Below are 25576 nucleotides of genomic sequence, written 5' to 3' on the forward strand. Positions count from 1 at the left end.
CACTTTGTTAATCAAAATATTAAGTGTTTTTTATAAAATACAGATAATGTGAACATCATCTTCAAAAATCTCTTATTTTTCACTTGCTAACCGAGGTTTTTCAACAGAAAAACAAAGAAGGGAAAATGTACCTGTTTACGGTAAACCCGTAAGCTGAAAAAACTCTTTTTTTAACAAAAAAAAGAACAAAAAAAGAGAGTTATTTATATCTAAAAATATAAAGAAGGGGTTTATTTTTTCAATTTTGCTGCCACGTTTTCAAGTTCTATATACCAGTCTTCTCCAAATTTTCGGATTAAAGCTTCTTTAACAAACTTATAGATTGGTACTTGAAATTCTTTACCCAATGTACAGGCATCATCACAGATTTCCCATTTGTGATAATTTACGGCAGAAAACTCGGTGTACTCTTGTACTCTAACTGGGTACAAATGACAAGATACTGGTTTTTTCCAATCAACTTCACCTTGGTTATAGGCTTCTTCGATAGCACACATAGCTGTTCCTTTTTGATCAAAAATCACATATGCACAATCTGCTCCATCAATTAGAGGTGTTTCTAATTCTCCATTAGCAGTTTTAACATGGGTTCCGTAATGTTCGATAGCCTCGACACCCTCCTTTCTCAAATAAGATTTGACGATAGGATATATCTCTTTAAGCTTAAGAGTCTCTGACTCTTCTAAGGGTGCTCCCGCCTCACCATCAATACAGCAGGCTCCTTTGCATGCAGAAAGATTACATACAAAGTCTTTCTCTATTATATCCTCAGAAACTATGGTTTTTCCTAATTGAAACATGCCGCTAAGATAATTCTTATACAAGAGATTTTTTACAATTTATTCACCTTTTTATAATACCTTTATTTAATAAAGTCTATTTATATTTGCTCAAATTTTTGAAACCATTTTACTATGAACTTTGATCTTAAAGAAATATTTACTGCAAGTATGATTTTATTCGCGGTAATAGATATCATAGGAAGTATCCCTATTATTATTGATTTACGTAAAAAAGTAGGACATATCCAAAGTGAAAAAGCTTCGATTGTTGCTGCTATATTAATGGTTGTTTTTCTTTTTGTAGGGAAAGAAATTCTAAACCTTATCGGGATCGACGTTAATTCTTTTGCTGTAGCTGGTGCTTTTATTATTTTCTTTCTAGCCTTAGAAATGATATTAGGTATCCAATTATACAAAGACGATGAGCCAGAAACTGCTGCAGTAGTTCCTTTAGCCTTTCCTTTGATTGCCGGAGCTGGTACAATGACCTCTATCCTTTCTTTACGGGCAGAGTACCACCCGATTAACATAGTAATTGCTATACTAATCAATATTATTTTTGTGTATATTGTTTTAAAATCATCAAAAAAGATAGAAAAAATAATAGGTAAGCAAGGAATTAATGTGATTCGAAAGATTTTTGGGGTAATTCTACTTGCTATTGCAGTTAAATTATTTGCTACAAATATTAAAGGTCTTTTTTAAAGAGAATTAAACACATGAAATATTTTATATACTTACTAATTGCTATTGCAACAGGTTTAATCATTTACAATATAACTTATCTAGATTTTGATGATTTATTTACTGGCGATAGTAAAACGGCTCTTATTGGCATTTTTTCTTCTGCTTGCGTAGTTCTGTTAATGTCAATCTTGTTGGTTTCTAAAAATATCCAAAAGAAGAAAAGAGGTAATTAATTCCTGAATCTTTATCAGCTTTAGTTTAACAGTAAAACACTACTTAAAACACAAAGAAGCAAGCGATAATCACAGGTGGAATCGAAATTACCATTAGGATCATAAAAAAGTTATGCAGCTTTCTAAATAATAATGCTCGCATTAAGGATTTTTTAAGCTTTATATCTTCAGAACTATGGATGTGTTCTCTTATTATATCACCAGAAACATAAGAGGTATCAACTAATATATCATGCTTTAAAAAAATAGAAGCACTATTATCCAACAACCTAAAAGCAACTGCTATAATAAAGAAAAAAAGCGGAGAGCATATTGCAATAGCTACTAGATATTCTTCAAATTCTGACATATATATCGGATATAAGTTATTCTTCTTTAGAAAGTGATAATACTTTATTAATCATTGCATCATCGTTATTTATAATTCTTTCGAAGGCTCCAGTTCCAAATAATTGTTGCGCCATTGTCGCTTTCAAATATTTTTTTAATTGATCTTCATAATTTTTCAACTCAATTTCTATTCCTCTTTGTCTTGAATATTTTAAAAAATCTTCAGCAAAAACGTCATCTATGTTGATTTTTTCATTAAACTCCTTTTCAGATAAATCATTATAATACGACCTGTTTTTATCTAGTTCTTCGAATACATACCCTCCCATACGACCAGAACGTAACATATAATCTAATGTTTCACCAACACGTGTAGTATCTTTACTAACAAATATATCTGGTATAATACCCCCACCTCCATAAACAATTTTACCTCCTGGAGTTTTAAATTTTAGAGAGTCTGCCACATGAATACTATCTGCACTCTGCAATTCTCCATTCTTATATCGCTCCATATACTCATTAAAATACTCTTTATTTCCATTAGCATATGGCTTTTGTATTGACCTCCCAGTTGGTGTATAGTATCTTGAAATTGTTAATCGTATTGCACTACCGTCACCCAATGCCATTTCTCTTTGTACAAGACCTTTTCCGTAAGAACGTCTGCCAACGATAGCACCTCTATCATTATCTTGAATTGCTCCTGCAAAAATTTCACTGGCAGAGGCAGAGTTTTCATTGATTAGTACATAGACTTTTCCTTGTTCAAAACTCCCTTTATTGGTAGCAAAATTATTTTCGATGGCTCCTTTTTTATTTTTGGTAAACATAATCAGCACATCATCTTTCAAAAATTCGTCTGCCATTTTTAGAGCCGGAGCAATAAACCCTCCTCCATTATCACGAAGATCAATCACTACATTTTCAGCACCTTCTTCAATTAGCTCATCCATTGCCGTTTTAAATTCTTTATAGGTTGTCTCTGCAAAACGGTTTACTTTTACGTACCCTAATTTATCATCTAACATATAAGATGCATCTACACTTTGTATAGGTACGCGTCCTCTTTTTACTACAACATCAAATGTGCCTTTACCTTTTCTATATACTCTAAGTTGCACCTGGCTGTTTAGCTCTCCTTTTAACCTATTTGCTAACCCATCTCTTATAAGTCGTTCTCCAAATAAGGTATCGCTATCTGCCATTAATATCCTATCTCCTGCCTTAATTCCAGATTTTTCACTCGGCCCTCCTTTTATGGTATTAATTACAGATATTGTATCTCTATAGGGGTAATAACTTACTCCAATACCAATAAAATCTCCTTGCATGTTCTCTGTAATCCCTTCAAGTTCTTCTGAGGGTATATATATCGAATGAGGGTCCAGGTTTTCTAATATTCTGTTTACCGTAACCTCGACGATACTATCGGTATTGATTTCATCTACATACTCATAGTCTATATAATCAATAAGCCTATTTAGTTTCTCTTTTTTGGGGTTATATGAAAATAGCTTTGCCGAAGGGTTGCTAAAATCAAGTTTACTACCCAAAAATACTCCGGCTCCTACAGCCAAACCTAAAAACAAAGGCAAGTATTTTTTTGAATATCCCATTATTCTTCTAAATCCGTAATCTGTTCTATTTCTACTCCAGCCTTAGCAAGAAATTGCAAACCAGAGTCATCTTTATAACCAATTTGATACACTATGCGTTTTATACCCGCCTGGTGAATCAATTTACTACACTCTTTACATGGTGATAATGTAATATATAATGTTGCTCCTCTACATGACTGAGTAGATGAAGCTACTTTAGAAATCGCATTTGCTTCTGCATGCAATACATACCACTTTGTATATCCTTCTTCGTTTTCACATGGATTCTCAAAACCTGTTGGAGTCCCATTAAATCCATCTGAAATAATCATTCTATCCTTTACAATAACCGCACCAACTTTTTTTCTTTCACAATGAGATAATTTCCCCCATTCTCTTGCAATCCTTAGATAGGCTTTATCGTACTTCAGTTGTTTTTTTTTTGACATAAAATAGAATGACTAGTGTATTGATAACAATCAAAGTACGAATATATTATTACGATGTGGCAAATACAACCCTAATCACACTTATTCACCAAATTTTATTTGCGATAAGCATGGGGATTACCATTCCTATTACAATAGAAGAAACAACAAGTATCCAATCTCGTTTTGAAAATCGAAAAAAAGTTTGAAATATAAAGCTAACTATAAGAACAATTAAAACAATAATAATCTGTGCAGCCTCAACACCTAATCCAAATTCAATTAAGGGCAAAATTTTAGAGTTCACATTACTGCTAATTGCTCTAAAATAACTAGAAAATCCCAATCCATGAATTAGTCCAAAAAAAATAGTTACTCCATATAAGATTCCTATTTTACTGTTTTTTGAAGTATTCTTTACAGTAAATACATTAAACAAACCTGCAATCAATATGGTCAAAGGAATCAAGAATTCTACCAATCTCGAATTTACTGATACTACATCATATGCTGCGAGAAATAAAGACAATGTATGCCCTATTGTAAATACGGTAACTAGTAATAAAATACGTTTCCAATTATCAAAAGTATACCCTACTGTTAGCGCAACTAAAAATAAAATATGGTCATAAGCATGCCAATCTAGCACGTGACCAAAACCCAGCTTTATATAAAGCCAAAACTCTGACATAATTTTAGGTTTTGAGGTGTGGGACTAATGTACAACTAAATACAAGAACGAAGAAATACATAAAAAATTCTTATCAAAAATTTAAGAAATTCTGAAACACAACAAACTACCAGAATCAAAAAAACCCAAGAACATACTCCTGGGTTTTTCTTTTATTTATCAAAATTTTTCTTCTGAAAAATACTCTCTTTAAAATAGCGAATAACCTAAAATCACAGAGAAAGAATTATAATCAAATATGCCACCTATTTCGCGGCTTGTTGCATAACGTGCTTCAATACTATATCGATCATTATATTTATATCCAAAACCTACTGCTATATTCGTTTTGCTTTTTAACTTATTAACGATTGGGGTAGAACTATTATTCTTTAATACAAGTGTTGAATCAAACTCGAAGTCTAATACATAAGCAGCATTAACAAACAATTTTGACTTATCACTTAGAAACATATAATGTCTTAAACCTATAGGTAATTCTATAGATTTATAGTCAACAGTATAAGTTCTGGTATTTGTACCAAGAAAATTTATGTATTCTATTACTAATTCTGATTTATAAGACTGATAAGTGGGCTCTATAAATATCCCCCATTTGTTTTTATTAAAGGGTAAAATAAACTCTGCTTCAATCCCAAACCTAAGACCTGATTGATCTTCAAAATTACTAATATCTCTACTACTATTATCTATAACAAAATTAGATAGGTCTATATTGGGTTTAAGAGAAGAAAAATTAACCCCTGGTCTAATAGTAAGGTTAAACAAATCTCTACCTTCTCGTTTACGAGTGTTTACAAAGTTTGGATCTTTACATGTATTATATTTTATAAAATACTTTACTAAACTATTTTTCTTATAGTTAGTTTTTGCAGCATCGCTTTCTTTGATGTTATCGCATTTAACATCTGTCCAAAGCTGCTGTTTGTATCGATTATTTTTATCAATCTTATTCGTTCTTTCTCTTGCTACTCCGTTTACTATTTCTTGTGTAACTCTATACGTTTTATAGATTAACTGCTCTATATCCTTATCACCTACCTGGTAAAAATATCTAATTAAGTTCCCCTCCTCATATTGATATAGGTTTGCTTCGCCTTGTATTATATGTTTCAGAAATAAAGTTACTTCTTTGAACTCAGGATTCTTGTTCGCACTTAAATGATTCAATTCTTCGCTAGACATATCAATATTTACAGTTTCTCTTATATATTTTAGATCAGAAACCCCAAATTCTTTAATATTTTTTATATCGCCCATCTTAGCCTTAGTATCTTCATTCATTTTATATTCAATCCGGCTGGGATTATCATGCCAGTCCACATTTTTAATAAGGCATTCTGTTTTTATTCCATTATTATCAATAAAATATCCCTGCTCAAATTTGATTTGGGCATAACCGGTAATACTTAAGATCATTAACAGAAGTAAAAGTGATTGTTTTTTCATTTCAATGTTTAGTTTATGTGTATTTATATAGTTTCTACATTCAATTTTTACATTGCAATAATAATAGGTCTCAGTTTCATTTTTCGGAACTGACATAATTTTTTTTTGTAAAAATTATTAGGTAAAACTAAATGATCTAAAAATGAACAGCTGTAGTATACTTGCAAAATATTTTTACTCTTTTGAGGTTATATTTTGATTGACCTTAAATTAGCAATAAAAAGAAAACTAATACCAATTAAGACCACAACACTGGCTATTGAAAGTGTAATGAAATAGTGTTCGAAAAAAATAAAATCAAGCCAAATGACAGCTCCTTTATAAAAAATCAATACTTCAGTGAGAACAAATCCTAAAAGATAGATGTAATATCCTTTTTCAGGAATTTTAATAAGTTTAAAATATGCTAAGAATAAAAATAAACTAATGCTTACTACCCCCAAAAAAGTCCAATGTAAATAACCAATAGTAAAATCAATAATAGTAGTGGCCAGGTTTGCAAAATATGGAAAAGCCGAGATCAGTTGTAGTAAAAATTTAATTAGTATAAGAATACCGATTGTTTTTAATAGTTTTTTTTGAAAACCCGAGAATATGTTGTTTAATAACGTTTTTGATTTTATTAATAGTCTAATAAATATCAAAAATGCTATACATTGAAGTAAGCCACCTACTCCTCCCAAAATATAATAAATATCTGCCGGTCTAGTCCATAATACCGAAAGAAAAAAGCTTAAAATAATCCCGAGGTTAATTGTCCAAGAAAAGCTACTAAAGTCTCTATTAGAGACACATACTTCTTGATGCTCAAGAATAAAAATCAACAATCCAAATAAAGCTAGTATCATCCATCCGTTATACTGAAAATGCAAATAAAAATAAATAGCCAGTCTATACCAAATAGAATTTGTTCCTAGCGTACTCATTATTGCTCCTAATGCCCAAGGACCAATACTAGAAATAACCATATACCACAAAGCAATCTTTATACATTTGTAAGATTTTGCATCCTTAAACTTCTCTGGTATATTTTTAATAAAAAACCCAGTAAACCAATACGAAGCAAAAAGGAATAGTGTAGAAAAAGTTATCGAGAATAATGCATATCCCTGAAAAGGGAAACTAAACAACATTCCTAATAAGGTAAATTGGGTAAACCAGAAAATGATTCTATATCGTTTATCAACATTACACTTACCTAAATATAATTTGTAAAGTAAGGTTGTTAAACCAATATATACCCATCCTAGTAATGCTATATGAGAGTGTGTATGTACAATATATCTATAATCTACAGATATATCAAAAACGTATAAAAATCTTAAAAAAACACCAAGTGCCGCTGCCAATAAAAAAAAGGCAAGTGATATCAGGGCATTTCGTTTTGATTTTATCATGCAACAGTTTCTTCAATACAACAAATATAGCTTTAGAAGTCCTTTTTCTTAGATTTTCTATAGATGTTGAATGTAGGTAAAAATACCCAAATAGAAAGTGCGATACAAGATAAAATTACTCCTAAATTAGTGCCAAAAAATTTCTGAAAAACTGCACCGGTATATCCCAATAAAGCAGAAATATCAAGTTTTAATAATATCAAAATTCTGGATAAATCAATAGGGTTAAATAAAGTTACTCCTATTGAAAATTTATCTAATGGGTAGGATTCAAACATGATTAATGACATTAAAAAAAGACCATCGTAAATTACCGCCATAAATAACCAGAGCAAAATAGCATAGCTAAACCCTTTTATTTTGTTTTCATTATACAGAGCAATATTAAATGCTAACGCCGTAAAAATTAGTGTCAAAAATGTACCAGTAATTAGGAGTAAGGAAAATTCCCAAATCGCACTCGATTGAAAAAGGCCGTACATAGCAAACGGTAACCCCAACCCTATTACCAAACTCATAGATAATGAAAGTGCTACTCCTAAATATTGTCCAAGAAAAATAGACGATCTCTTAATGGGCTGCGCCAAAAGTAATTCGGTAAACTCCTTAGAATTGTAATAATACATAACTCCAAAAATAGTTCCGATAAGAGGGACAAGAATAATAATCACATTCATCAAAGTAATTACAGCTTTTGACAAATCATTATTGAGGAATAATAATACAAATCCTAATGCCAAATAAAAAAGCAGGTATACATAACTCCATCGGCTACGTATAAGGTCGTAAAAACTATATTTTAAAATCTTAAGCATTATTTTCTTTTAGCAGATTAGCAATCGCATGTTCAAAATCGTTTTCCTTCGTTTTTTCTTTTAAGGTGCTTATATTTCCCTTGAAATATACCTTACCCTCGAGAAGAAAAACGATTTCATCGGCTATCTCTTCAACAAAACTCATAATATGAGAAGTGATCAAAACGGTTTTTCCTTTTTCTTTTTCTATTTGTATTATTTTTTTAAGCTCTAACAAGGCAATAGGGTCAAGCCCTGTAGTAGGCTCATCTAGAATAATTAATGGACTATCAAACATTAATGTTAATACTAAATTTACTTTTTGTTTTGTTCCCCCGGATAGGTTACTTAGTTTTTTATCTAGAAAAGGGCTCAATTGAAAAGAGGATATCAGCGCAGTATCATCTCCAGGTTTATTTCGTAAATCTTTGATCATTCTAATCAATTCTTGCACTGTAAGATTTGCAGGGAAATTAGCTATTTGCGGTAAATAGTCTATTTGCTCACGATATTTCCAACTTTTCTTAATTGGAGTATCATCAATAAAAATATCTCCTTTATTTGGGATAACCATCCCAAGAATAGATTTGATCAATGTCGTTTTACCAGATCCATTTGGTCCAAGTATTGCAAATATCCCGCCTTCAGCAATACTTAAATCGACTCCTTTTAAAACCTGATTCTTTCCAAAATCCTTATGTAAATTATCAATTTTAATCATCCTTGTTTTTTCATTAACGGATACTTATCAAGTAAATCATCAGGGGTAAATACAGGTGAGACTTTTTCAGAAAAATCAATCATATCAATAAACAAGCTCCTCATTAAGATAATTGTTTCTGGGGTCCGGTTTACGATATACGAAAATAATTTTACAGGCCTGTAAGGTACATCTCCAACACCATTTTTATCTAAATCATATCCCGTATACCCACTCCAATAATTGTTGTCAAATTTGTTGTCATTAAGTTTACTGTTATAGGAGACATCAAATGAATTATACATAAAATTATTGTTGCTAAATATATTTGTATAACATGCACCACGTACTTTGATGGCCCAACCGTTTTTTACAAAACTGTTTTTAGTATACTTAATTCGATTAGAGCCTTCGATATTAATCCCTATTGTATTCTCTTTAAAAATATTTCCTATTATTTCTGCATCATTGATCTCTTTCAACAAAAGACCATAGGATGCTGCTCCCCAGTTTTCTTTAAACGTATTGTTCAACATTTTGATCTTCTTGGAGAACATAACAGCGACACCTGCTCCATTATTCTCAAACGTATTATTTTCATACAGGTCATTATTAGAAAACATAAAATGCAACCCATATCGTAAGTTATTAGAACTTATGTTATTTTTTATTCTACAATCATTGGCAAACTCAAGGTAGATACCGTCTCTTACATGTGTAATAATATTATTTTCTATATCTATATTTTGAGAATACCATAGTTGTATACCGTTACCCGAATTATATTCTTCTACCGCATCACCTATAATCTTATTATGAAAAACTCTGCCATCTCTTGATTTCTCTAGATATATCCCAAAGAATAACTTTTCTAACACTAAGTTTTGTATCAAAAAGTTTTTACTTTTCACCACCCGTACAGCCGCATAATCCTCTGTATAACTAGTACCTACATTAATAATGAATAATCCATCTACCGTAACATTATCAGAAATCACTTTTATAATCCCTCCTTTTAACTCCCCATCAATTATGGGATAATTTTCACCCAATAATGTCAAAGGTTTATCAATCACAATATTAAATTCGTTATACTTTCCTTTTTTTACAAGTACTGTATCAAGTGCTTTGGCTATAACTATACCACTTTTTATTGTTTTTATTTCACAGGAATTGCAGACCTTTATAGTCTTGCCGAGAAGTGACACTGGCAGAAGAAAGATTGCCAGAAATAGTATTTTCCTGATTTGAAACATTTATTTATTATTTGCTTTTTCTATAGGTTAGATCTGAATCAATATGGATCAACATAGAATTCGAATAGTTTCCAATTTTCATCGGGATAAGTATTTTCATCTATTAGTTACTGAATAGATATATTTCTATTTTAATGTTTTAGATGTTCTAAAAGTTCCTCCCAGGTAAATACATCCCCTCCTTTTTCAGATTTCACTTTTTCTGCACTCGCCTTACTTTCAAATGAGGTTAAAAATGCTCCCATGGGACTCGATATATTTTTACTTATCAAAAAAGTAGCTTGTGTTGCATCAATTAATTCTTCTGGAGAATCGTAATGATTAGAAAGGTAGATTGACACCTCTTCTTTATCTATCTCTGCAGCATAATTTATCATACATTCTACAGCATCAAACTTAAATACTTTACCTTTTTTTGTAACAATCTCTGCTCCATGAATTTTATCAACAATAGTCATGCTGCAATAATGACAATTATCTTCTCCGTAGTGTATTGTTTCTGGTTGAACATTGCACGAACCAAAAAGCATAATCACTAAAATAAAAAAGGCGATATTGTTAAAGCTATATTTTTTCATTTTTATTGACTTTTGAAGTTTTTTCACGTTTTCCCACAAAATAAGAAATAAAGGTCAGAGCCATTCCTATTGCTAAAAAATATGCCCCTAATTGAGGGTATGAGTGTGCTCTAAAATTTAAAATATCTTTGGTTCCAAATAAAGGGGGTTGAAACCCCATAACAGTTCCATCTGGATTGGTAAATTTCATTATTGCTTTTGGGTCCAAATCATGCCCATAGTCATGCTCCCACAGATAAAAATCATAGATTCCTGCCAAGGCTAAAATGGTCATTATTATAAACCATCCCAAAAACCATTTATAGTTTGCTTTAAAGGCTAATATAATTCCTAAAAAGGCCATTACTATAATCACAATAGGAAAAATCCTGAATTCTGGAATCGATTCGGGAATGTATTTCATTCCTACATAATGATTCATCAAATTGATATTCTTAATATCATGAGGATGCATGTCTGCGAAATCATTTATGTAGATATCCATTCCTAATGGAGTTGGATATTGAGGAGCTTCTAATGTAATATTCCAAAGAGGAAATACGAACAGAAATAAAGGTAACAGTACTCCTACAAGCATTAATATTCTTGATTTCTTCTTCATGACTACAATTTTTTTAAGTTGATTTAAAAGCGAGAGGGGATTTTGTCCTCTCGCTTTTTTGGAAATATAACTAATCTATCTCCTTCCTGGTAGAATCCGAAATCAATCTTCTCCTAAAGACCAGGAAAGTTCTATATTAGATGATGCAGGTGATACCCTTACATATCCTTGCATCTCTTGATGTAATGCCGAACAAAAATCGGTACAATAGAATGGCCAGACTCCTACTTGTTTAGGTTCCCAAACAAAAGTTTCTGTTTGCCCAGGCATTATTAACAGCTCAGAAGTATTGGCTCCGATTATACTCACTCCATGCGGTACATCATAATCTTGTTCTAAATTTGTGACATGAAAATAGACTTTATCTCCTACTTTAATCCCTTCTATATTATCGGGCGTAAAATGGCTTCTAATCATAGTCATATATACATGTACTTCTTTTCCTTCACGTTCTACTCTTATATTTTCATTATTTTTAACAGCATATTTATGTTCGTTTTCTTCTAACTTATATATCTTTTTAGAACGAGGTTTTATTAGATCTGCAGATATCCCAGCTGCATAATGTGGTTCTCCAATAGTTGGGAAATCTAATAGTAATTCCATTTTTTCACCTGTAATATCATACAACTGTGCAGATTGAGTAACTTCTGGTCCAGTTGGTAGATAACGATCTTTGGTTATCTTGTTCATCGCCAGTACATATTTACCAAATGGTTTTCTAGAGTTTCCTCCAGGAATCATCAAGTGGCCTACAGAATAATATGTAGGTTTTCTATCTATTACTTCCCAACTTTCTAGCTTCCATTTTACTACTTCAGAAGAAATAAAGAACGTGGTATATCCATTTCCTTTACCATCAAACTCGGTATGTAATGGCCCTAGTCCTGCTTGAGAAACAACACCTGCCAATGCATCTTCAAATTTGATAATCGGAATTCCATAAGCATCTCCATCAAACTGTTTATTTTCGATAGCCTTAATCATTTTACTGAACGAGTGTACTGTAAGATCGGCTGAAAGTTTACCGTTACCAACAATATATTCTCCCGATGGGTCTACATCACAACCATGTGGTGATTTAGGTGTTGGTAAAAAGTATACTAAACCTGGGCATTCTGCAGGATCTAATACTTTTACTTCTTTCTTCATTGTAGAAGTCGCCGTATGTGTTTTCTCATCATATACATTATGTGCATAATTAGCCGGCATTGTTTTAAACTTCCCTTGTTTGATATATTCTTCTGCTTTTTTCCAATTGATTGCAGCGATGAAGTCTTTATCATTTTGAGATGCATTTACTTCTAACAAAGAATTTGCTTCTTCTGTATTGTATGTAGTAAAAAAGAACCAACCATGTGAAGCTCCTCTACCCGGGTGAGCTAAATCATAATTAAAACCTGGTAGTAAAATCTGAAAAGCCATTTCCATATTTCCATGATCAGGATCTACACTTATAAAGGATACAGCGCCTTTAAATTTTCCTTTATATTCTTTGATAGCAATATCTTCTTGTGGTACAGGTACAGAAAAACGAGTTCCTGCTACTACATATTCTGTATTTTCTGTTACAAAAGATGAACTATGATTACCAGCACTATTAGGAACTTCGATTATTTCTGTGGTTTCAAAAGTACTTAGGTCAATTCTTGCGATTCTTGGGGTATTGTTTCCATTAATAAAAACCCAACGCCCATCAACTTCTCCATTGGTCTGCGATATATCTGGGTGGTGAGAGTCATCCCAAGGCACAAAACCATAAGAGGTATTAAGCATTGGTTTTGTTTCTTCATTATATCCCCATGCTTTTTCTGCATCTTGAGAAAAAACAGGGATTACTTTAAATAATCGTCCTGATGGAAGTCCATATACAGATAGTTGTCCACTAAATCCTCCCGAGACAAATGCATAAAATTCATCATGCTCCCCAGGAGCTACATAGACTTTTTCTGCAGCATTAGATCCTAGTGCTCCATCGGTCATTTTTTTATCTTTATTAATATCTGCACAGCTGGTTATTACCAAGCTAAGTACTGCTGTAATAAAGAGTATTTGAGATATACGTTTCATTGGTTTATCTTTTTATTAGTTTAATTAATTTGATGGTGGTAATAATACCTTATCAATAACATGTACAATCCCGTTACCGGCAGGAATACTTGCTACAATTTTGGCTTCACCAATAAAAACATCTTCGCCTTCTTTAGTTACTTTCACATTTACACCATTAGACTGACCCAATTTTTTAAATTTTTTCAAAAAATCTTTTGAGTAATTACCTGGTGTTACATGGTATTTTAGAATGTTTGCTAATGCGTTTTTATTTTCTGGTTTCAACAGATTTTCTACAGTTCCTTCGGGTAATGCATCAAACGCTTCATTAGTTGGAGCAAATACCATTAAAGGCCCTGCATTCACCAAGGCATTTTCTAAACCGGCAGCCTGAACAGCCGCCACCAATGTAGTATGATCTTTAGAACCAATTGCTATATTAAGCACATTAGGGGTCGCTTCATCATCTTGAATAAATGCTTGCCCTTGTTTTTCAGTGGTTTCGGTTACTGTTTTTTTTGGTGTTGAATTTGTTTCCTCTTTCTTCGTTTCTGTTTTACAACTTAGCAAGAAGGTAAAGCTCATTAGAATTAAAAAAAATGCTTTAGTTGTTTTCATAATATTTAGTTTAGTTTATTTTTTGTTGTGTCGATATTGATCTGCACAAAATCTATAAATCCTACAGCATCAAATACTCTGATTTTCGGGTGTTGTAGGGTTGTATCCAAAAACTTTATTTGGTAAAATGGTTCCATGAATATGTAATATGTATCCAATACAAGCAAAATGGTGGATTGCATGACTATGAGCTTGGTTTAACCCTCCTCCAAGGGTTGTTGGAATCTCAACCATCCCCATCCCAAGATCATCTTTTATAATAATAGCAATACTAGGATCTAAACCAGAAATACATTCAAGGTCAGAAATTATTTTTCTCAAATATCTCTGACCCTCAACTGGGTTTTGTTCTACAATAGTTCCCCTTTTTCTCTTGGTTAAGTCAATAATTCTCGAATCTATACCATTAACTATACATTTAAAAATATCAAGTATATGACGTAAATGCCCACCTATACTACTGTAATAAGGCGCTGCAGATGTACTGGAATAAATAGCAGGTGGTAATTCTGCAAATATTTCTTCTGCTTGTTTTAAATTTATTATGGTGGGTTGAACAATCTGCTTTAACATTCTTTATCCTTAGACAGGTTACAATATTTCCAATAAAAACCTTTTATACTATCCCTTTTTCAAAGTTCTGAAGTATTCTAAAATGGCTCTAGCTTCTTCTTCTTTTAAACTTTGATTTGCCATTGGAGATCCATTATGTTCTTTTAGTAATTCTTGAGCCAGTGGATCTTCTTTAATCATTTTTTCAGGATCCAAAATCATATTCATAATCCATTCTGGAGTTCGTCTTTCTAAGATCCCAACGGGAGCTGGTCCGATAAACTTCTTATGGGTTTTATGACAAGCAGTACATTTTGTCTTAAAGAGTTCGGCTCCCTGAGCAGCCATTTTTTCGTCAATAGTGGCATCTAATACTAAATTTTTGATTGGTCCAACTCCTTTATTTGTAAGATCAACTTTTTTCGATGCAGGAGTGCCAGTAGAAACGGGTTTGGTTTCTTTTTTTTGAGTTGTTGTGCTCTTTCCTATTTTAATTTGTTCTTCCTTTTTTTCTTCTTTTCCTCCACAACTTATTAATAGAGTAACAGCGAATAAAATTATCAATTTGTCTAGTCTAATCATTTTAATAGATTTAAGATTATTGTTCAAAAATTCATTTCTCAAGAGAAATATTATTTTGATTATATCAGACAAAATTAGGTATGGGATAGGGAGATAAATATGATTTTTGTCATATTTCGGACAAATTAGTCTTTTATTTTACGGTTTTCAGAAAATTGAACATAAAATTCTTAACTCGAAGGCTATAAATTAGGGTTCTAAAAGACGACATTCCCTTTTTACCTTAATGTGCCAACTCAATAATTTTATTTACGGTTTCCTTATTGTTTACTCCTAACCCTTCTTGTTGATGGACTAATTCTCCTCCCTGATCAAAAACACTTATAATGTTAGAGTGTGAAAAATCCATTGGTGATATTTTTTTGTAATTCACAGCAAGAACAGCTGCAAATTCTCTTGTATCTGATTTAGTACCTCTAAGAAACAGCCATTGATCGGATTCCATTTCGTTCTCAATAGAGAATTTTTTTAACCTTTCGGGGGTGTCAGTCTCTGGATCAATACTTACCAATAAGAGTTTAATATTCTCTTTTTTAGATTCTGGAATTTGAGCTTCTATATCTCTCATATCAGCCACCAATCTCGGGCAGGCTGCTTTACAAGAGGTATAGATCATTACCATTACAAGAACATCTCCTTTTAATTCTTTGAGTTCTATTTTTTTATTGTCCTGTGTAGTCCAAATAGAGGGCAAGTTATAGATCGAAAGTTCAGAAATAGAGGTGTTATGTTCTTTGGATTTAGATTCAGACACAGCTACTTCTTCTTGTTTTTTTTCTTTATTACAAGAGCTTAACACAATGATTGCTCCTAATAGTAAAATTTTTATGATATTTATTTTGATCATATTTGATGATTTAACATACATTATATATTTGAGTTTTATCTTGTGGGTTTAAGGAGTTATATTAATGTCTTTTACACAACGAAAACCTAAATTCTTGACTGCATAATTTGCTTTCATACTTCCTCTAAAAGCATAACGCATAAACGCAGCGTAATTCATTAAATCTGAAGCTCCAACGGCTGCACTGCCGCAAAATAAATTACTATCTTTATCTACATCTTTTCTAGATTCTCCCGATATCAGTACAGAATTAAAATCCAATGTCCATTCCCATACTAATCCATGTAAATCATATATACCCCAATAATTTTTAAAAGTAGATCCAATACTGTTATTAAAAGATTTAGGAGTTTCGTACCATTCTAAAATATATTGATTATAGGTTTCTTTTTTCCTTGCATCTATAGTCTTATCATCTGCCATTGCAGCATATTCCCATTCATCAATAGTTGGTAATCTTTTTCCTTGACACTCACAATATTTTTTGGCAGCAAACCAAGAAATACCTGTTATAGGAGAATTAGGTTTCAATTGATCACTTAGAGTATTATCATCTTTCCAAAGTACCAAATAGTTTTTATCTGCAAATAACCGCTTTACATGGCTTCGTTTCCATTGTGGGTATTTCTTAACAAATGCTAAAAATTCACTATTTGATACAGGATAAACATCCATCAAAAAATCATTGACTTTTACCGCCGTAGAATCAACTCCGTACAGAGGAATATAAACCCCTCCTTTAACAGTAACCATATTTTCTGTTTGTGCTATAACACTATTTAATGTATATCCTATACATATAGCAAAAAAGAAAACTATTTTTAAAGGAGGAGTTAGCATTTATTCTATAATTTTAATGTGCGTTTCTTTTACTTGCAACCATGGATGCTGTTACTTCTTTTTTAGAATTCCCCCAACTATTGTATATGTAAGTAAGCACATTGGCTACTTCTTCATCTGTTAGGTCTTGTTTAGTCATCACACTATTGTATTTTTCACCGTTTACAGTAATTTCTCCTGTTTTACCGTTTAGTATAATATCAATTGCACGGTTTAGATCAGCATTTAAATAATCTGATTTAGCCAGAGGCGGAAAAGCATTAGGAATTCCTTGACCTTCGGCTTGATGACAAGCAAAACAAGTTCTCATATAGGTAGCTTTACCAAATTCCATTTTTTCTTGTAGTGATTTTGCCGTTTCTTCGGTTTTTACTACACCCTCTTCAACGGGCATTTCCTGGATTCCACTTCCTTCTGGTTGATAGACTCCTTCTTCCTGTTTACCAGAGTATATTTTCTTGTTCTCTTCTCCTTGTACCTTGAGCATTCCTAAGGCACCTTTATTAAATGCTCTAAAAATAGAGTGATCCACTAAAATGAAGGTTCCCGGAACATCTACTTTAAATTCTACGATAGCTGCACCTCCTGCAGGAACCAGAGTAGTTTGCACATTCGTATTAATAAGATCGCCTCCTTCTACCCTAACGACATCAAAAATTTCGCCAATAACATGAAAAGAAGATACAAGGTTTGGCCCACCATTACCTACATATAATCTTATCGTTTCTCCAACATTTGCTGTAATTGCATTATCACCAGTTAACGAACCTACTTTTCCATTAAAAACCACATAATCTGCATCTTCATCTACAGCTTTTTTCATATCAAAGGGTTGCAATCCTCTATCTCCATTCTCTCCTTTGGTATAAAAATCCCCTTGCATTACATAATATTCTTTATCTACCGGTGGAAGACCTTCTTCGGGCTCAACAAGTATTAGTCCATACATTCCGTTAGCAATATGCATCCCTACCGGAGCTGTTGCACAGTGATATACATACAATCCTGGATTTAGTACTTTAAAAGAAAACTGAGCTTCATGTCCAGGAGCTACAAAAGAAGATGTTGCTCCACCTCCTGGGCCTGTTACAGCATGTAAATCTATATTATGGGGTAGTTTGTTATCTGGGTGATTTTTTAAGTGAAACTCTACTTCATCCCCAACTTTTGTTCTTATAAAACTTCCCGGTACCGAACCTCCAAACGTCCAATACACATACTTTACTCCATCTGTCATCTCTCCTTCTTCTTCTAGAACCTCCATATTCACGATAAGTTTCTTCGCTTTTCTTCTTCCTGTAGGTCCAGGAACATTGGGAGGTGAAGTTAATTCGGCAATCATTTCTTGACTTACAGGAATGCCTTCTGGCCCCAGATAATTCTTTGCCTCTGCTTCCTTGTTTTGTGAGCAGGCAGATAGGATCATCAATAGAACGCCTATAAACAATCCTGTACTAGATAACAATACAAATGGTTTTTTTGATTTCATATTCTTACTACTTTTACTATTAATAAAAGACTTTTTTATCTTTTATTTTGTAAAAATAAGAATTACCGCAGCACATGAAATATGATATTTATCATATTTTAAGACTAATTAGTCTTTTATTGAAATTCAGGAATAAAAAATTAGTAATTATTTAATTCGGATATTTTTATCCTAATTAAATAATTACTAATTTTGCACTATAACTAATTTTTGAATAGAATGTTTTCAAAAGCCTGTGAATACGGAATTAAAGCTGCCATCTTTATCGCCTTAAAATCATACCAAGGAGAGCGAGTAAGCCTTAAAGATATTGCGGCCAAAATTGATTCGCCAGAAGCATTTACTGCAAAGATTCTCCAAAAACTAGCTAAAAATGATATAGTGGATTCTATAAAAGGTGCTGCCGGTGGTTTTGAAATAGAAAAACACAAAATAGCATCAATACAACTTGCAAAAATTGTTGATGCAATAGATGGTGATAGTATTTATATTGGTTGTGGGTTAGGTCTCAATAAATGCTCAGAAGATCACCCATGTCCTGTTCATCATAAATTCGCTTCCGTAAGAGAAGAATTAAAGAAAATGTTAGAATCTACCAACCTTGAAGAATTAGCTCTTGGGATCAAGTCTGGAGCTTCATATTTAAAAACCTAAAAAAAATTACTCTTAAACAGGACAAAATTGTCCGAATTAATTTTTCAATATCTAAAAAATGAATAAAGAACGAAAACTATGGCTAGGATTTACAGCAGTGATACTGCTCTCCTTTGGCGTATTAGGTTATTATGGGTACGAGATTTATCAACAATCTCCTCCCATACCTAATAAGATTATTTCATCTGATAACAAAGTTGTTTTCACTGGTAAAGCGATTAAGGAAGGCCAAAATATTTGGCAAAGCATTGGTGGTCAAGAGGTCGGGTCGATCTGGGGGCATGGGGCCTATGTTGCGCCCGACTGGACAGCAGATTGGTTACATCGCGAAGCTCTGTTTATCTTAAATAAATATGCAAAATCGGATTTCAACAAAAGTTATGATGAAATTAATGATGAGCAGCAGGCTGCCTTAAAAATACGATTGCAAAAGGATCTAAGAACTAACACTTATGATAAGGTCAGCAATACAATTTCTATTTCAAAAGAAAGAGTTGAAGCTATACATCATTTAAGTAATTATTATAAAGATCTATTTACCGATGATCCAAAGTTTGATCAATTACGATCAGACTATGCAATTCCTAAAAACACTATTAAAAGTGAAGAGCGAATGCAAAAAATGAATGCTTTTTTCTTTTGGGCTACCTGGGCTACCGTTACAGAAAGACCCGAGGATGTAATTTCATATACTCACAATTGGCCTGCAGATGAGTTAGTTGGTAACGTCCCAACTACAAGCCTATACACCTGGTCGGGAGTAAGTATTATTTTATTGATTTTATGTATTGGTGTATTAGTCTTCTATCATGTTAAATCCGGTGAAGACGAAGATGCTCCTCCTCCATCAGAAGATCCATTATTAAAACAAGGTATGACACCTTCTATGCGATTAGTTAAAAAATACTTTTGGGCTGTAAGCCTTTTAATGGTCGTTCAGATGTTATTAGGTATTGTTACTGCTCACTACGGTGTAGAAGGAAATGGGTTTTACGGGATACCTTTGGATGAAATCCTTCCATATTCTGTTACCCGTACCTGGCATACTCAATTAGCCATCTTCTGGATTGCAACGGCTTGGTTAGCAACAGGATTATACATTGCGCCAGCAGTGTCTGGTAAAGATCCGAAATTTCAAGTATTTGGTGTTAATTTTCTATTTATTGCCCTTTTGATTATTGTAGTAGGTTCAATGTTTGGTCAATGGATGGGAGTAATGCAAAAGCTCGATCTGATAGAGAACTTCTGGTTTGGACATCAAGGATATGAATATGTTGACTTAGGTAGATTCTGGCAAATTTTTCTACTTATTGGATTATTTCTATGGCTGGCTTTAATGGTTCGCCCACTACTACCCGTATTGAAGAGAAAAACCGAAGAAAAAAACCTCATCATCATGTTTTTAATATCCTGTACTGCAATAGCCATGTTCTATGGTGCTGGATTAATGTGGGGCAGACAGACAAATCTAGCGATTGCTGAATATTGGAGATGGTGGGTTGTACATCTTTGGGTAGAAGGCTTTTTTGAAGTTTTTGCCACTGTAGTTATCGCTTTCCTATTTGTAAGACTAGGATTATTGAAAACTAAAACCGCTATTCACAATGTATTATTTGCTACTATTATATTTATGTCTGGTGGTATTTTGGGTACTTTTCATCACCTTTATTTTTCTGGAACTCCTACTGCTATAATGGCTCTAGGTGCTACATTTAGTGCTTTAGAAGTTGTTCCTCTTACCCTTATTGGATATGAAGCATATCATAATTATAAACTATCTAAAGCAACACGTTGGCTTGAGGATTATAAGTGGCCAATCTATTTTATGATAGCAGTAGCCTTCTGGAATTTTCTTGGAGCAGGAATTTTTGGTTTTATCATAAACCCACCAATTGCTTTGTATTATGTTCAAGGGCTTAATACAACACCACTTCATGCACATACAGCTATGTTTGGAGTTTATGGTATGCTGGGAATAGGCTTAATGCTCTTTGTTTTAAGAAGCTTATACAGAGACATCCTCTGGAATCAAAAATTACTAAAAATTACTTTTTGGTCCTTAAATATAGGATTATTGGCAATGGCCCTGCTAAGCTTATTACCAATAGGTATATGGCAAGCACTTGAAAGTATGGATCATGGAATGTGGTATGCCCGTTCTGCAGAACTAATGCAACACCCTACAATGATTATTTTAAAGTGGCTACGATCTATTGGTGATATCATTTTTGCAATTGGTATAGTAACTACTTGCTGGTTTGTGTTTGACTTAACATTAAAAAATAAAATAAAACAATTTTAAATAAATAAATTATGGAAACATTAATAAAAACCAAGGTAGGGCAATTCGTTGCAAAGGATTATCGAACTGCTACCGTTTTTTCAAAATATGGAATTGATTTTTGCTGTAGAGGAGATAGAACATTGGAAGAGGTTTGCAACAAAAACGGAATTGAAGTTGAAACCCTTCTAGAGAATTTGAACGACGTTTTAACCCAAAAAGATGATGTTACTATTGATTATCAATCCTGGCCACTTGATCTATTAGCAGATTATATAGAAAAGAAACATCACCGTTATGTAGAGGAAAAGATCCCGATACTACGTCAGTATTTAGAAAAACTCTGCAAAGTACATGGAGGGCGCCATCCAGAGTTATTAGAAATTCATACTTTATTTAGTGAAGCCTCTGGTGAACTTGCACAACATATGAAAAAAGAGGAAATTATACTATTTCCTTTTGTTAGAAAAATGGTGAAAAACCTGGAACAAAATCATAACGTGCAACCTCCACATTTTGGAACTGTAGAGAATCCTATTTCGATGATGATGCAGGAACACGATAACGAAGGAGTACGGTTTCGTAAAATTTCAGGATTATCAAATAATTATACTCCTCCCGAAGATGCTTGTAATACATATAATGTTACTTTTTCAATGTTAGAAGAATTTGAAAAGGATTTACATTTACATATCCATCTAGAGAATAATATTTTATTTCCAAAAGCAATAGAGATGGAAAAGAAGATTGTAGAAGGGGCTAAGGCTTGTCCCTTTGTAGAAGATTAATACCATTAATAAAAAACTTCCGAGAAAAGATTTTTCGGAAGTTTTTTATATGTAAACAGGACCTATTAATCAAAATCTTTTTCTAACGTAAGTGAGTCTTCAGCCATTTTTACAAGATCATCAACAATAGCTTCTCCCTTATTTTTATTATACCAGATTTGTAATTCTTTTTTAAAAGAGTCATCTATTTTTTTATTTTTTTCTTTGTAAGCCATGACCATATTTGTGGCTATTGTTGATCTTGGGCCCCATGTATTTAATACATTACCATCATTATCGGCTATTATTAGTTTAGGTATAGAGCGTGTTCCGTTTGTTAAAAAAAGATCCATAAACTCAGGATTATCATCGCGCAACAAGACTCTTAAGTCAATAGCGGGTACTTCTTTTGCTATTTTATTTAAAACAGGAATGGTCTGTGCTCCATCAGCACACCAACTTTCTATAAGAACAAGCCAGGTTTGCTTTTCTTTCATATCTCGAAAAACTTGTTTGGCTTGCTCTGGAATCGTAAGAGTTTTATCGAGTCTTCGCATTCGGCTTGCATTTAATTTGGTAAAATCTATACGTTGCTTAAGCTGTTCTACTCCTGTTGTACTTTCTTCTTCAACAAGACTATTTATTAGTTCAACATATGCTGTATAGGAAATCCCTTTGGCTATACTTTTTTTAATTATTTCATTCGTCATATCATAATATATTAGGGGTTCTGTATTTCTAAAATTTCTGGAGAAGCACTATTATTATCTATGTTAAAATATCCTCCTTTATTTTCTTTTCTTTCTAAAGATTGCCCTATAATCAAGTGCGCAATATTAATCATGTTTCGTAATTCACATAATGCTGTATTTACCTTCGAATCTCTATAAAGCTCTTCTACTTCTCTATACATTAAGTCTAAATGTTCTTTAGCTTTCATCAAACGGTGGTTACTACGTACAATACCTACATAATCTCTCATCAAGGCCTGTAATTGCCTGGTATTATGCTTTATGATGATGTGTTCTTTATTGACATGAGTTCCCTGATCATTCCAATTAGGAATAGATATTGAAACCGATTGTACAGCATTAGAACATAGGTATTTGTAACTGTTATGGGCATACACTAAAGCTTCTAACAAGGAGTTTGAAGCTAACCTGTTTGCTCCATGTAAACCTGTTCTGGAACATTCTCCACAGGCAAATAAATTCTGAATAGATGTCATTCCATTTTTGTCAACTTCAATACCACCACATAAATAATGAGATGCAGGAACTACCGGAATCCAATCTTTTTCTATGTTAATATGATTAGCTGTGCATTTTTTATAAATTGTGGGAAAATGTTTTCTAAAATCCTCTACCTGAAGATGGGTACAGTCCAAATAAACACAAGAATCTCCAGATTTTTTAAGTTCATTATCTATACTTTTTGAAACTATATCTCGAGAAGCAAGTTCTCCTCTTGAGTCATAATCTAACATAAACCTATGTCCATTCTTATTTCGTAGATATGCTCCAAAACCTCTTACTGCTTCAGATATTAAGAACGATTGCCCATCTTTATCCTCGTATAATGCTGTTGGGTGAAACTGAACAAATTCCATATCTTCAATTCTTGCTTTTGCTCTGTATGCCATTGCAATTCCATCACCTGTTGCTATAACAGGGTTAGTAGTATGACCGTATACTTTACCAATACCTCCTGTTGCTAACAATGTTACTGCGGCTTTTATCGTTTTTATTTCTCCAGTTTTTTGATTCAGAGCATAAGCCCCATAACAAGAAATATTTTCATGACTTTGTATTTGCAATTGATGTTCTGTAATCAGATCAATTGCAAAATGATGACTTAATATACTAACGTTAGGCAATTGATGAATACGAGTTAGTAATGCTGTTTCTATTTCGCGACCTGTAATATCTTTATGATGAACAATACGGTATTCTGAATGCCCTCCTTCTTTACCTAGATCTAAGTTCCCGTTATAATCTAAATCAAAATTAGCTCCCCATTGAATTAAATCATTAAGTCTTTTGGGGCCTTCTTTAACGACCATTTTAACAATTTCGGGATCGCACAAACCGTCACCTGCAACCAAAGTATCTTGTATATGTTTTTGAAAAGAATCTTCTTTAGCATCTAATACTACCGCTACCCCTCCTTGAGCATATTTCGTATTAGATTCATCATCATCTGCCTTCGTTATTATGCAAACTCTTTTATCTTCAAATTTTTCTGCTACTTTAACCGCAAAAGTTAACCCGGCTGCACCAGAACCGATTACTAAATAGTCTACTGACATCATCATCCTTTTATTTAGAAAGTTCTAACATTCGTACAATAGGAGTTAATGCTTTTTTTCTTATATCCTCTATGACATTTATTTCTGGGGTTTCATTATGAAGACAATCATATAATTTCTGAAGTGTGTTTACTTTCATATAGCCACACTCACTACAAGCGCACGTATTATCCTCTTCGGCAGGAGCAGGAATCAAGATTGTATCGGGAACCTTCTTTTTCATTTCGTGTAAAATACCTGCTTCAGTTGCTACTATGAACTTCTCTTTAGGGTGTTCTTTGACATAATTTATCATCCCTGCAGTAGATCCTACATATTTTGCAGTTTTTAAAATATGCTCTTCAGATTCTGGATGAGCTATAATTACCGACCCTGGATTATTTTGATATAAATCTAGTAATTTGTCGATACAGAAAGCTTCATGTACTATACAACTACCATCCCAAAGTAACATATCTCTACCTGTTTGTTTTATGATGTATTTACCTAGGTTCTTATCTGGGGCAAAAATGATAGGTGTATCCTTTGGTATCGATTCCACAATTTTAAGAGCATTAGAAGAAGTGCAAACCAAATCACTCATTGCTTTAATTTCTGCCGAACAATTGATATAAGTAATTACAATATGATCAGGGTGTGATGCTACAAAAGAACCAAATGCATTGGGAGGGCACGAATCTGCTAATGAGCACCCGGCGGTTAAATCTGGTAAAACCACTTTTTTTGCAGGGTTAAGGATTTTTGCAGTCTCTGCCATAAAGTGCACACCTGCAAAGACAATAATATCTGCATCAATTTCTGCTGCTTTTTGGGATAATCCTAAACTATCTCCAACATAATCAGCAACCTCTTGTATTTCTGGCCGTTGATAATAATGTGCAAGGATTACGGCATTTTTTTCTTCCTTTATTTTGTTTATTTTTTCTTTTAACTCCACTTTTACAATACTATTCATTACGTCGCGAAAAATAGAGGTCTTTGAATATGAATACTATGACAAAAGTCATAATTAAAGATAAAAAAGTCTTTTTTATCTTATTTTATCATACAGCTCATTTA

The 25576-nt window shown here is 32.9% G+C and carries 27 protein-coding genes; 5 read left to right on the plus strand and 22 right to left on the minus strand.

Annotated features, from left to right (window positions below):
* Positions 1 to 230 precede the first annotated feature (230 nt).
* Positions 231 to 800 carry a DUF3109 family protein gene (locus DG435_RS10940; protein WP_106795070.1) on the minus strand — a complete coding sequence of 190 codons (570 nt, stop codon included), beginning with the start codon at positions 798 to 800 and terminating at the stop codon, positions 231 to 233.
* 114 nt (positions 801 to 914) lie between these two features.
* Between DG435_RS10940 and DG435_RS10945 the strand changes: the two genes are divergently transcribed.
* A complete protein-coding gene (locus DG435_RS10945) occupies positions 915 to 1487 on the plus strand; it encodes a MarC family protein (RefSeq protein ID WP_024772206.1) in 573 nt (190 codons plus the stop codon).
* A 14-nt stretch (positions 1488 to 1501) separates the two neighbouring features.
* Positions 1502 to 1702 carry a hypothetical protein gene (locus tag DG435_RS10950; protein WP_106795069.1) on the plus strand — a complete coding sequence of 67 codons (201 nt, stop codon included), beginning with the start codon at positions 1502 to 1504 and terminating at the stop codon, positions 1700 to 1702.
* Positions 1703 to 1745: 43 nt separating this feature from the next.
* Here the strand turns inward: DG435_RS10950 and DG435_RS10955 are convergent, their stop codons facing one another.
* From DG435_RS10955 to nirK, 18 genes are all read right to left on the minus strand, one after another.
* Positions 1746 to 2051, minus strand: a complete 306-nt coding sequence (locus DG435_RS10955) for a hypothetical protein (protein WP_024772207.1) — start codon at positions 2049 to 2051, stop codon at positions 1746 to 1748.
* 16 nt (positions 2052 to 2067) lie between these two features.
* Positions 2068 to 3651, minus strand: coding sequence for a S41 family peptidase (locus tag DG435_RS10960; protein ID WP_106795068.1), 1584 nt, complete (start codon positions 3649 to 3651; stop codon positions 2068 to 2070).
* A complete protein-coding gene (locus DG435_RS10965) occupies positions 3651 to 4082 on the minus strand; it encodes a dCMP deaminase family protein (RefSeq protein WP_106795067.1) in 432 nt (143 codons plus the stop codon). The genes DG435_RS10960 and DG435_RS10965 overlap by 1 nt, the downstream gene beginning before the upstream one ends.
* 85 nt (positions 4083 to 4167) lie before the next feature.
* Complete coding sequence (locus DG435_RS10970; protein ID WP_106795066.1) at positions 4168 to 4752, minus strand: HupE/UreJ family protein; 585 nt, start codon at positions 4750 to 4752, stop codon at positions 4168 to 4170.
* Between the two features lie 189 nt (positions 4753 to 4941).
* A complete protein-coding gene (locus tag DG435_RS10975; protein WP_159025806.1) occupies positions 4942 to 6201 on the minus strand; it encodes an outer membrane beta-barrel protein in 1260 nt (419 codons plus the stop codon).
* A gap of 188 nt (positions 6202 to 6389) precedes the next feature.
* Positions 6390 to 7598, minus strand: a complete 1209-nt coding sequence (locus DG435_RS10980; RefSeq protein WP_106795064.1) for a hypothetical protein — start codon at positions 7596 to 7598, stop codon at positions 6390 to 6392.
* Between the two features lie 32 nt (positions 7599 to 7630).
* The gene (locus tag DG435_RS10985) at positions 7631 to 8413 is read right to left on the minus strand and encodes an ABC transporter permease (protein ID WP_024772213.1); all 783 of its coding nucleotides are present in this window, start codon (positions 8411 to 8413) and stop codon (positions 7631 to 7633) included.
* On the minus strand, positions 8406 to 9113 hold the full coding sequence (locus DG435_RS10990; protein WP_106794013.1) for an ABC transporter ATP-binding protein: 708 nt from the start codon (positions 9111 to 9113) through the stop codon (positions 8406 to 8408). The genes DG435_RS10985 and DG435_RS10990 overlap by 8 nt, the downstream gene beginning before the upstream one ends.
* Positions 9110 to 10348 (minus strand): nitrous oxide reductase family maturation protein NosD, encoded by a 1239-nt coding sequence (locus DG435_RS10995; protein WP_106794014.1) that lies wholly within the window; start codon positions 10346 to 10348, stop codon positions 9110 to 9112. The genes DG435_RS10990 and DG435_RS10995 overlap by 4 nt, the downstream gene beginning before the upstream one ends.
* 131 nt (positions 10349 to 10479) lie before the next feature.
* A complete protein-coding gene (locus tag DG435_RS11000; RefSeq protein WP_106794015.1) occupies positions 10480 to 10926 on the minus strand; it encodes a nitrous oxide reductase accessory protein NosL in 447 nt (148 codons plus the stop codon).
* Positions 10913 to 11527: a hypothetical protein gene (locus tag DG435_RS11005; protein ID WP_234387149.1), complete on the minus strand. Its 615-nt coding sequence runs from the start codon at positions 11525 to 11527 to the stop codon at positions 10913 to 10915. Before DG435_RS11005 ends, DG435_RS11000 begins: the two co-directional genes overlap by 14 nt.
* A 102-nt stretch (positions 11528 to 11629) precedes the next feature.
* On the minus strand, positions 11630 to 13597 hold the full coding sequence (nosZ, locus tag DG435_RS11010; protein WP_106794016.1) for a Sec-dependent nitrous-oxide reductase: 1968 nt from the start codon (positions 13595 to 13597) through the stop codon (positions 11630 to 11632).
* Positions 13598 to 13621: 24 nt separating this feature from the next.
* Complete coding sequence (locus DG435_RS11015) at positions 13622 to 14197, minus strand: fasciclin domain-containing protein (RefSeq protein WP_106794017.1); 576 nt, start codon at positions 14195 to 14197, stop codon at positions 13622 to 13624.
* Between the two features lie 69 nt (positions 14198 to 14266).
* Positions 14267 to 14770 (minus strand): hypothetical protein, encoded by a 504-nt coding sequence (locus DG435_RS11020; protein WP_106794018.1) that lies wholly within the window; start codon positions 14768 to 14770, stop codon positions 14267 to 14269.
* A gap of 48 nt (positions 14771 to 14818) precedes the next feature.
* Positions 14819 to 15331: a c-type cytochrome gene (locus DG435_RS11025; RefSeq protein ID WP_106794019.1), complete on the minus strand. Its 513-nt coding sequence runs from the start codon at positions 15329 to 15331 to the stop codon at positions 14819 to 14821.
* 223 nt (positions 15332 to 15554) lie between these two features.
* Complete coding sequence (locus DG435_RS11030; protein ID WP_234387150.1) at positions 15555 to 16178, minus strand: SCO family protein; 624 nt, start codon at positions 16176 to 16178, stop codon at positions 15555 to 15557.
* Between the two features lie 48 nt (positions 16179 to 16226).
* Positions 16227 to 17018 carry a formylglycine-generating enzyme family protein gene (locus tag DG435_RS11035; RefSeq protein WP_369871941.1) on the minus strand — a complete coding sequence of 264 codons (792 nt, stop codon included), beginning with the start codon at positions 17016 to 17018 and terminating at the stop codon, positions 16227 to 16229.
* 13 nt (positions 17019 to 17031) lie between these two features.
* The gene (gene nirK / locus DG435_RS11040; protein ID WP_106794021.1) at positions 17032 to 18507 is read right to left on the minus strand and encodes a copper-containing nitrite reductase; all 1476 of its coding nucleotides are present in this window, start codon (positions 18505 to 18507) and stop codon (positions 17032 to 17034) included.
* Between the two features lie 219 nt (positions 18508 to 18726).
* Between nirK and DG435_RS11045 the strand changes: the two genes are divergently transcribed.
* Genes DG435_RS11045 through ric form a run of 3 tightly spaced genes read left to right on the plus strand, consistent with a single transcriptional unit; the run spans position 18727 to position 22230 of the window.
* A complete protein-coding gene (locus DG435_RS11045) occupies positions 18727 to 19161 on the plus strand; it encodes an Rrf2 family transcriptional regulator (protein WP_106794022.1) in 435 nt (144 codons plus the stop codon).
* Positions 19162 to 19219: 58 nt separating this feature from the next.
* Positions 19220 to 21463: a nitric-oxide reductase large subunit gene (locus DG435_RS11050; RefSeq protein ID WP_106794023.1), complete on the plus strand. Its 2244-nt coding sequence runs from the start codon at positions 19220 to 19222 to the stop codon at positions 21461 to 21463.
* Positions 21464 to 21474: 11 nt separating this feature from the next.
* A complete protein-coding gene (gene ric / locus DG435_RS11055) occupies positions 21475 to 22230 on the plus strand; it encodes an iron-sulfur cluster repair di-iron protein (protein ID WP_106794024.1) in 756 nt (251 codons plus the stop codon).
* A 65-nt stretch (positions 22231 to 22295) separates the two neighbouring features.
* Here ric and DG435_RS11060 read toward each other — a convergent pair whose 3' ends face one another.
* From DG435_RS11060 to nadA, 3 genes are read right to left on the minus strand one after another with little or no spacing between them, the layout of a single operon-like run.
* Positions 22296 to 22919, minus strand: a complete 624-nt coding sequence (locus DG435_RS11060; protein WP_106794025.1) for a thioredoxin family protein — start codon at positions 22917 to 22919, stop codon at positions 22296 to 22298.
* 11 nt (positions 22920 to 22930) lie between these two features.
* Positions 22931 to 24520, minus strand: coding sequence for an L-aspartate oxidase (gene nadB / locus DG435_RS11065; RefSeq protein ID WP_106794059.1), 1590 nt, complete (start codon positions 24518 to 24520; stop codon positions 22931 to 22933).
* Between the two features lie 7 nt (positions 24521 to 24527).
* Positions 24528 to 25472: a quinolinate synthase NadA gene (gene nadA / locus DG435_RS11070; protein ID WP_106794026.1), complete on the minus strand. Its 945-nt coding sequence runs from the start codon at positions 25470 to 25472 to the stop codon at positions 24528 to 24530.
* Positions 25473 to 25576 lie beyond the last annotated feature (104 nt).

Origin of the sequence: Aquimarina sp. Aq78 (genome assembly GCF_900299525.1) — a bacterium.
GTDB lineage: Bacteria > Bacteroidota > Bacteroidia > Flavobacteriales > Flavobacteriaceae > Aquimarina.

Coding starts and splice junctions, on each gene's coding strand:
- DG435_RS10940 (WP_106795070.1), bottom strand. CDS start 800: ATGTTTCAATTAGGAAAAACCATAGTTTCTGAGGATATAATAGAGAAA.
- DG435_RS10945 (WP_024772206.1), top strand. CDS start 915: ATGAACTTTGATCTTAAAGAAATATTTACTGCAAGTATGATTTTATTC.
- DG435_RS10950 (WP_106795069.1), top strand. CDS start 1,502: ATGAAATATTTTATATACTTACTAATTGCTATTGCAACAGGTTTAATC.
- DG435_RS10955 (WP_024772207.1), bottom strand. CDS start 2,051: ATGTCAGAATTTGAAGAATATCTAGTAGCTATTGCAATATGCTCTCCG.
- DG435_RS10960 (WP_106795068.1), bottom strand. CDS start 3,651: ATGGGATATTCAAAAAAATACTTGCCTTTGTTTTTAGGTTTGGCTGTA.
- DG435_RS10965 (WP_106795067.1), bottom strand. CDS start 4,082: ATGTCAAAAAAAAAACAACTGAAGTACGATAAAGCCTATCTAAGGATT.
- DG435_RS10970 (WP_106795066.1), bottom strand. CDS start 4,752: ATGTCAGAGTTTTGGCTTTATATAAAGCTGGGTTTTGGTCACGTGCTA.
- DG435_RS10975 (WP_159025806.1), bottom strand. CDS start 6,201: ATGAAAAAACAATCACTTTTACTTCTGTTAATGATCTTAAGTATTACC.
- DG435_RS10980 (WP_106795064.1), bottom strand. CDS start 7,598: ATGATAAAATCAAAACGAAATGCCCTGATATCACTTGCCTTTTTTTTA.
- DG435_RS10985 (WP_024772213.1), bottom strand. CDS start 8,413: ATGCTTAAGATTTTAAAATATAGTTTTTACGACCTTATACGTAGCCGA.
- DG435_RS10990 (WP_106794013.1), bottom strand. CDS start 9,113: ATGATTAAAATTGATAATTTACATAAGGATTTTGGAAAGAATCAGGTT.
- DG435_RS10995 (WP_106794014.1), bottom strand. CDS start 10,348: ATGTTTCAAATCAGGAAAATACTATTTCTGGCAATCTTTCTTCTGCCA.
- DG435_RS11000 (WP_106794015.1), bottom strand. CDS start 10,926: ATGAAAAAATATAGCTTTAACAATATCGCCTTTTTTATTTTAGTGATT.
- DG435_RS11005 (WP_234387149.1), bottom strand. CDS start 11,527: ATGAAGAAGAAATCAAGAATATTAATGCTTGTAGGAGTACTGTTACCT.
- nosZ (WP_106794016.1), bottom strand. CDS start 13,597: ATGAAACGTATATCTCAAATACTCTTTATTACAGCAGTACTTAGCTTG.
- DG435_RS11015 (WP_106794017.1), bottom strand. CDS start 14,197: ATGAAAACAACTAAAGCATTTTTTTTAATTCTAATGAGCTTTACCTTC.
- DG435_RS11020 (WP_106794018.1), bottom strand. CDS start 14,770: ATGTTAAAGCAGATTGTTCAACCCACCATAATAAATTTAAAACAAGCA.
- DG435_RS11025 (WP_106794019.1), bottom strand. CDS start 15,331: ATGATTAGACTAGACAAATTGATAATTTTATTCGCTGTTACTCTATTA.
- DG435_RS11030 (WP_234387150.1), bottom strand. CDS start 16,178: ATGATCAAAATAAATATCATAAAAATTTTACTATTAGGAGCAATCATT.
- DG435_RS11035 (WP_369871941.1), bottom strand. CDS start 17,018: ATGCTAACTCCTCCTTTAAAAATAGTTTTCTTTTTTGCTATATGTATA.
- nirK (WP_106794021.1), bottom strand. CDS start 18,507: ATGAAATCAAAAAAACCATTTGTATTGTTATCTAGTACAGGATTGTTT.
- DG435_RS11045 (WP_106794022.1), top strand. CDS start 18,727: ATGTTTTCAAAAGCCTGTGAATACGGAATTAAAGCTGCCATCTTTATC.
- DG435_RS11050 (WP_106794023.1), top strand. CDS start 19,220: ATGAATAAAGAACGAAAACTATGGCTAGGATTTACAGCAGTGATACTG.
- ric (WP_106794024.1), top strand. CDS start 21,475: ATGGAAACATTAATAAAAACCAAGGTAGGGCAATTCGTTGCAAAGGAT.
- DG435_RS11060 (WP_106794025.1), bottom strand. CDS start 22,919: ATGACGAATGAAATAATTAAAAAAAGTATAGCCAAAGGGATTTCCTAT.
- nadB (WP_106794059.1), bottom strand. CDS start 24,520: ATGATGTCAGTAGACTATTTAGTAATCGGTTCTGGTGCAGCCGGGTTA.
- nadA (WP_106794026.1), bottom strand. CDS start 25,472: ATGAATAGTATTGTAAAAGTGGAGTTAAAAGAAAAAATAAACAAAATA.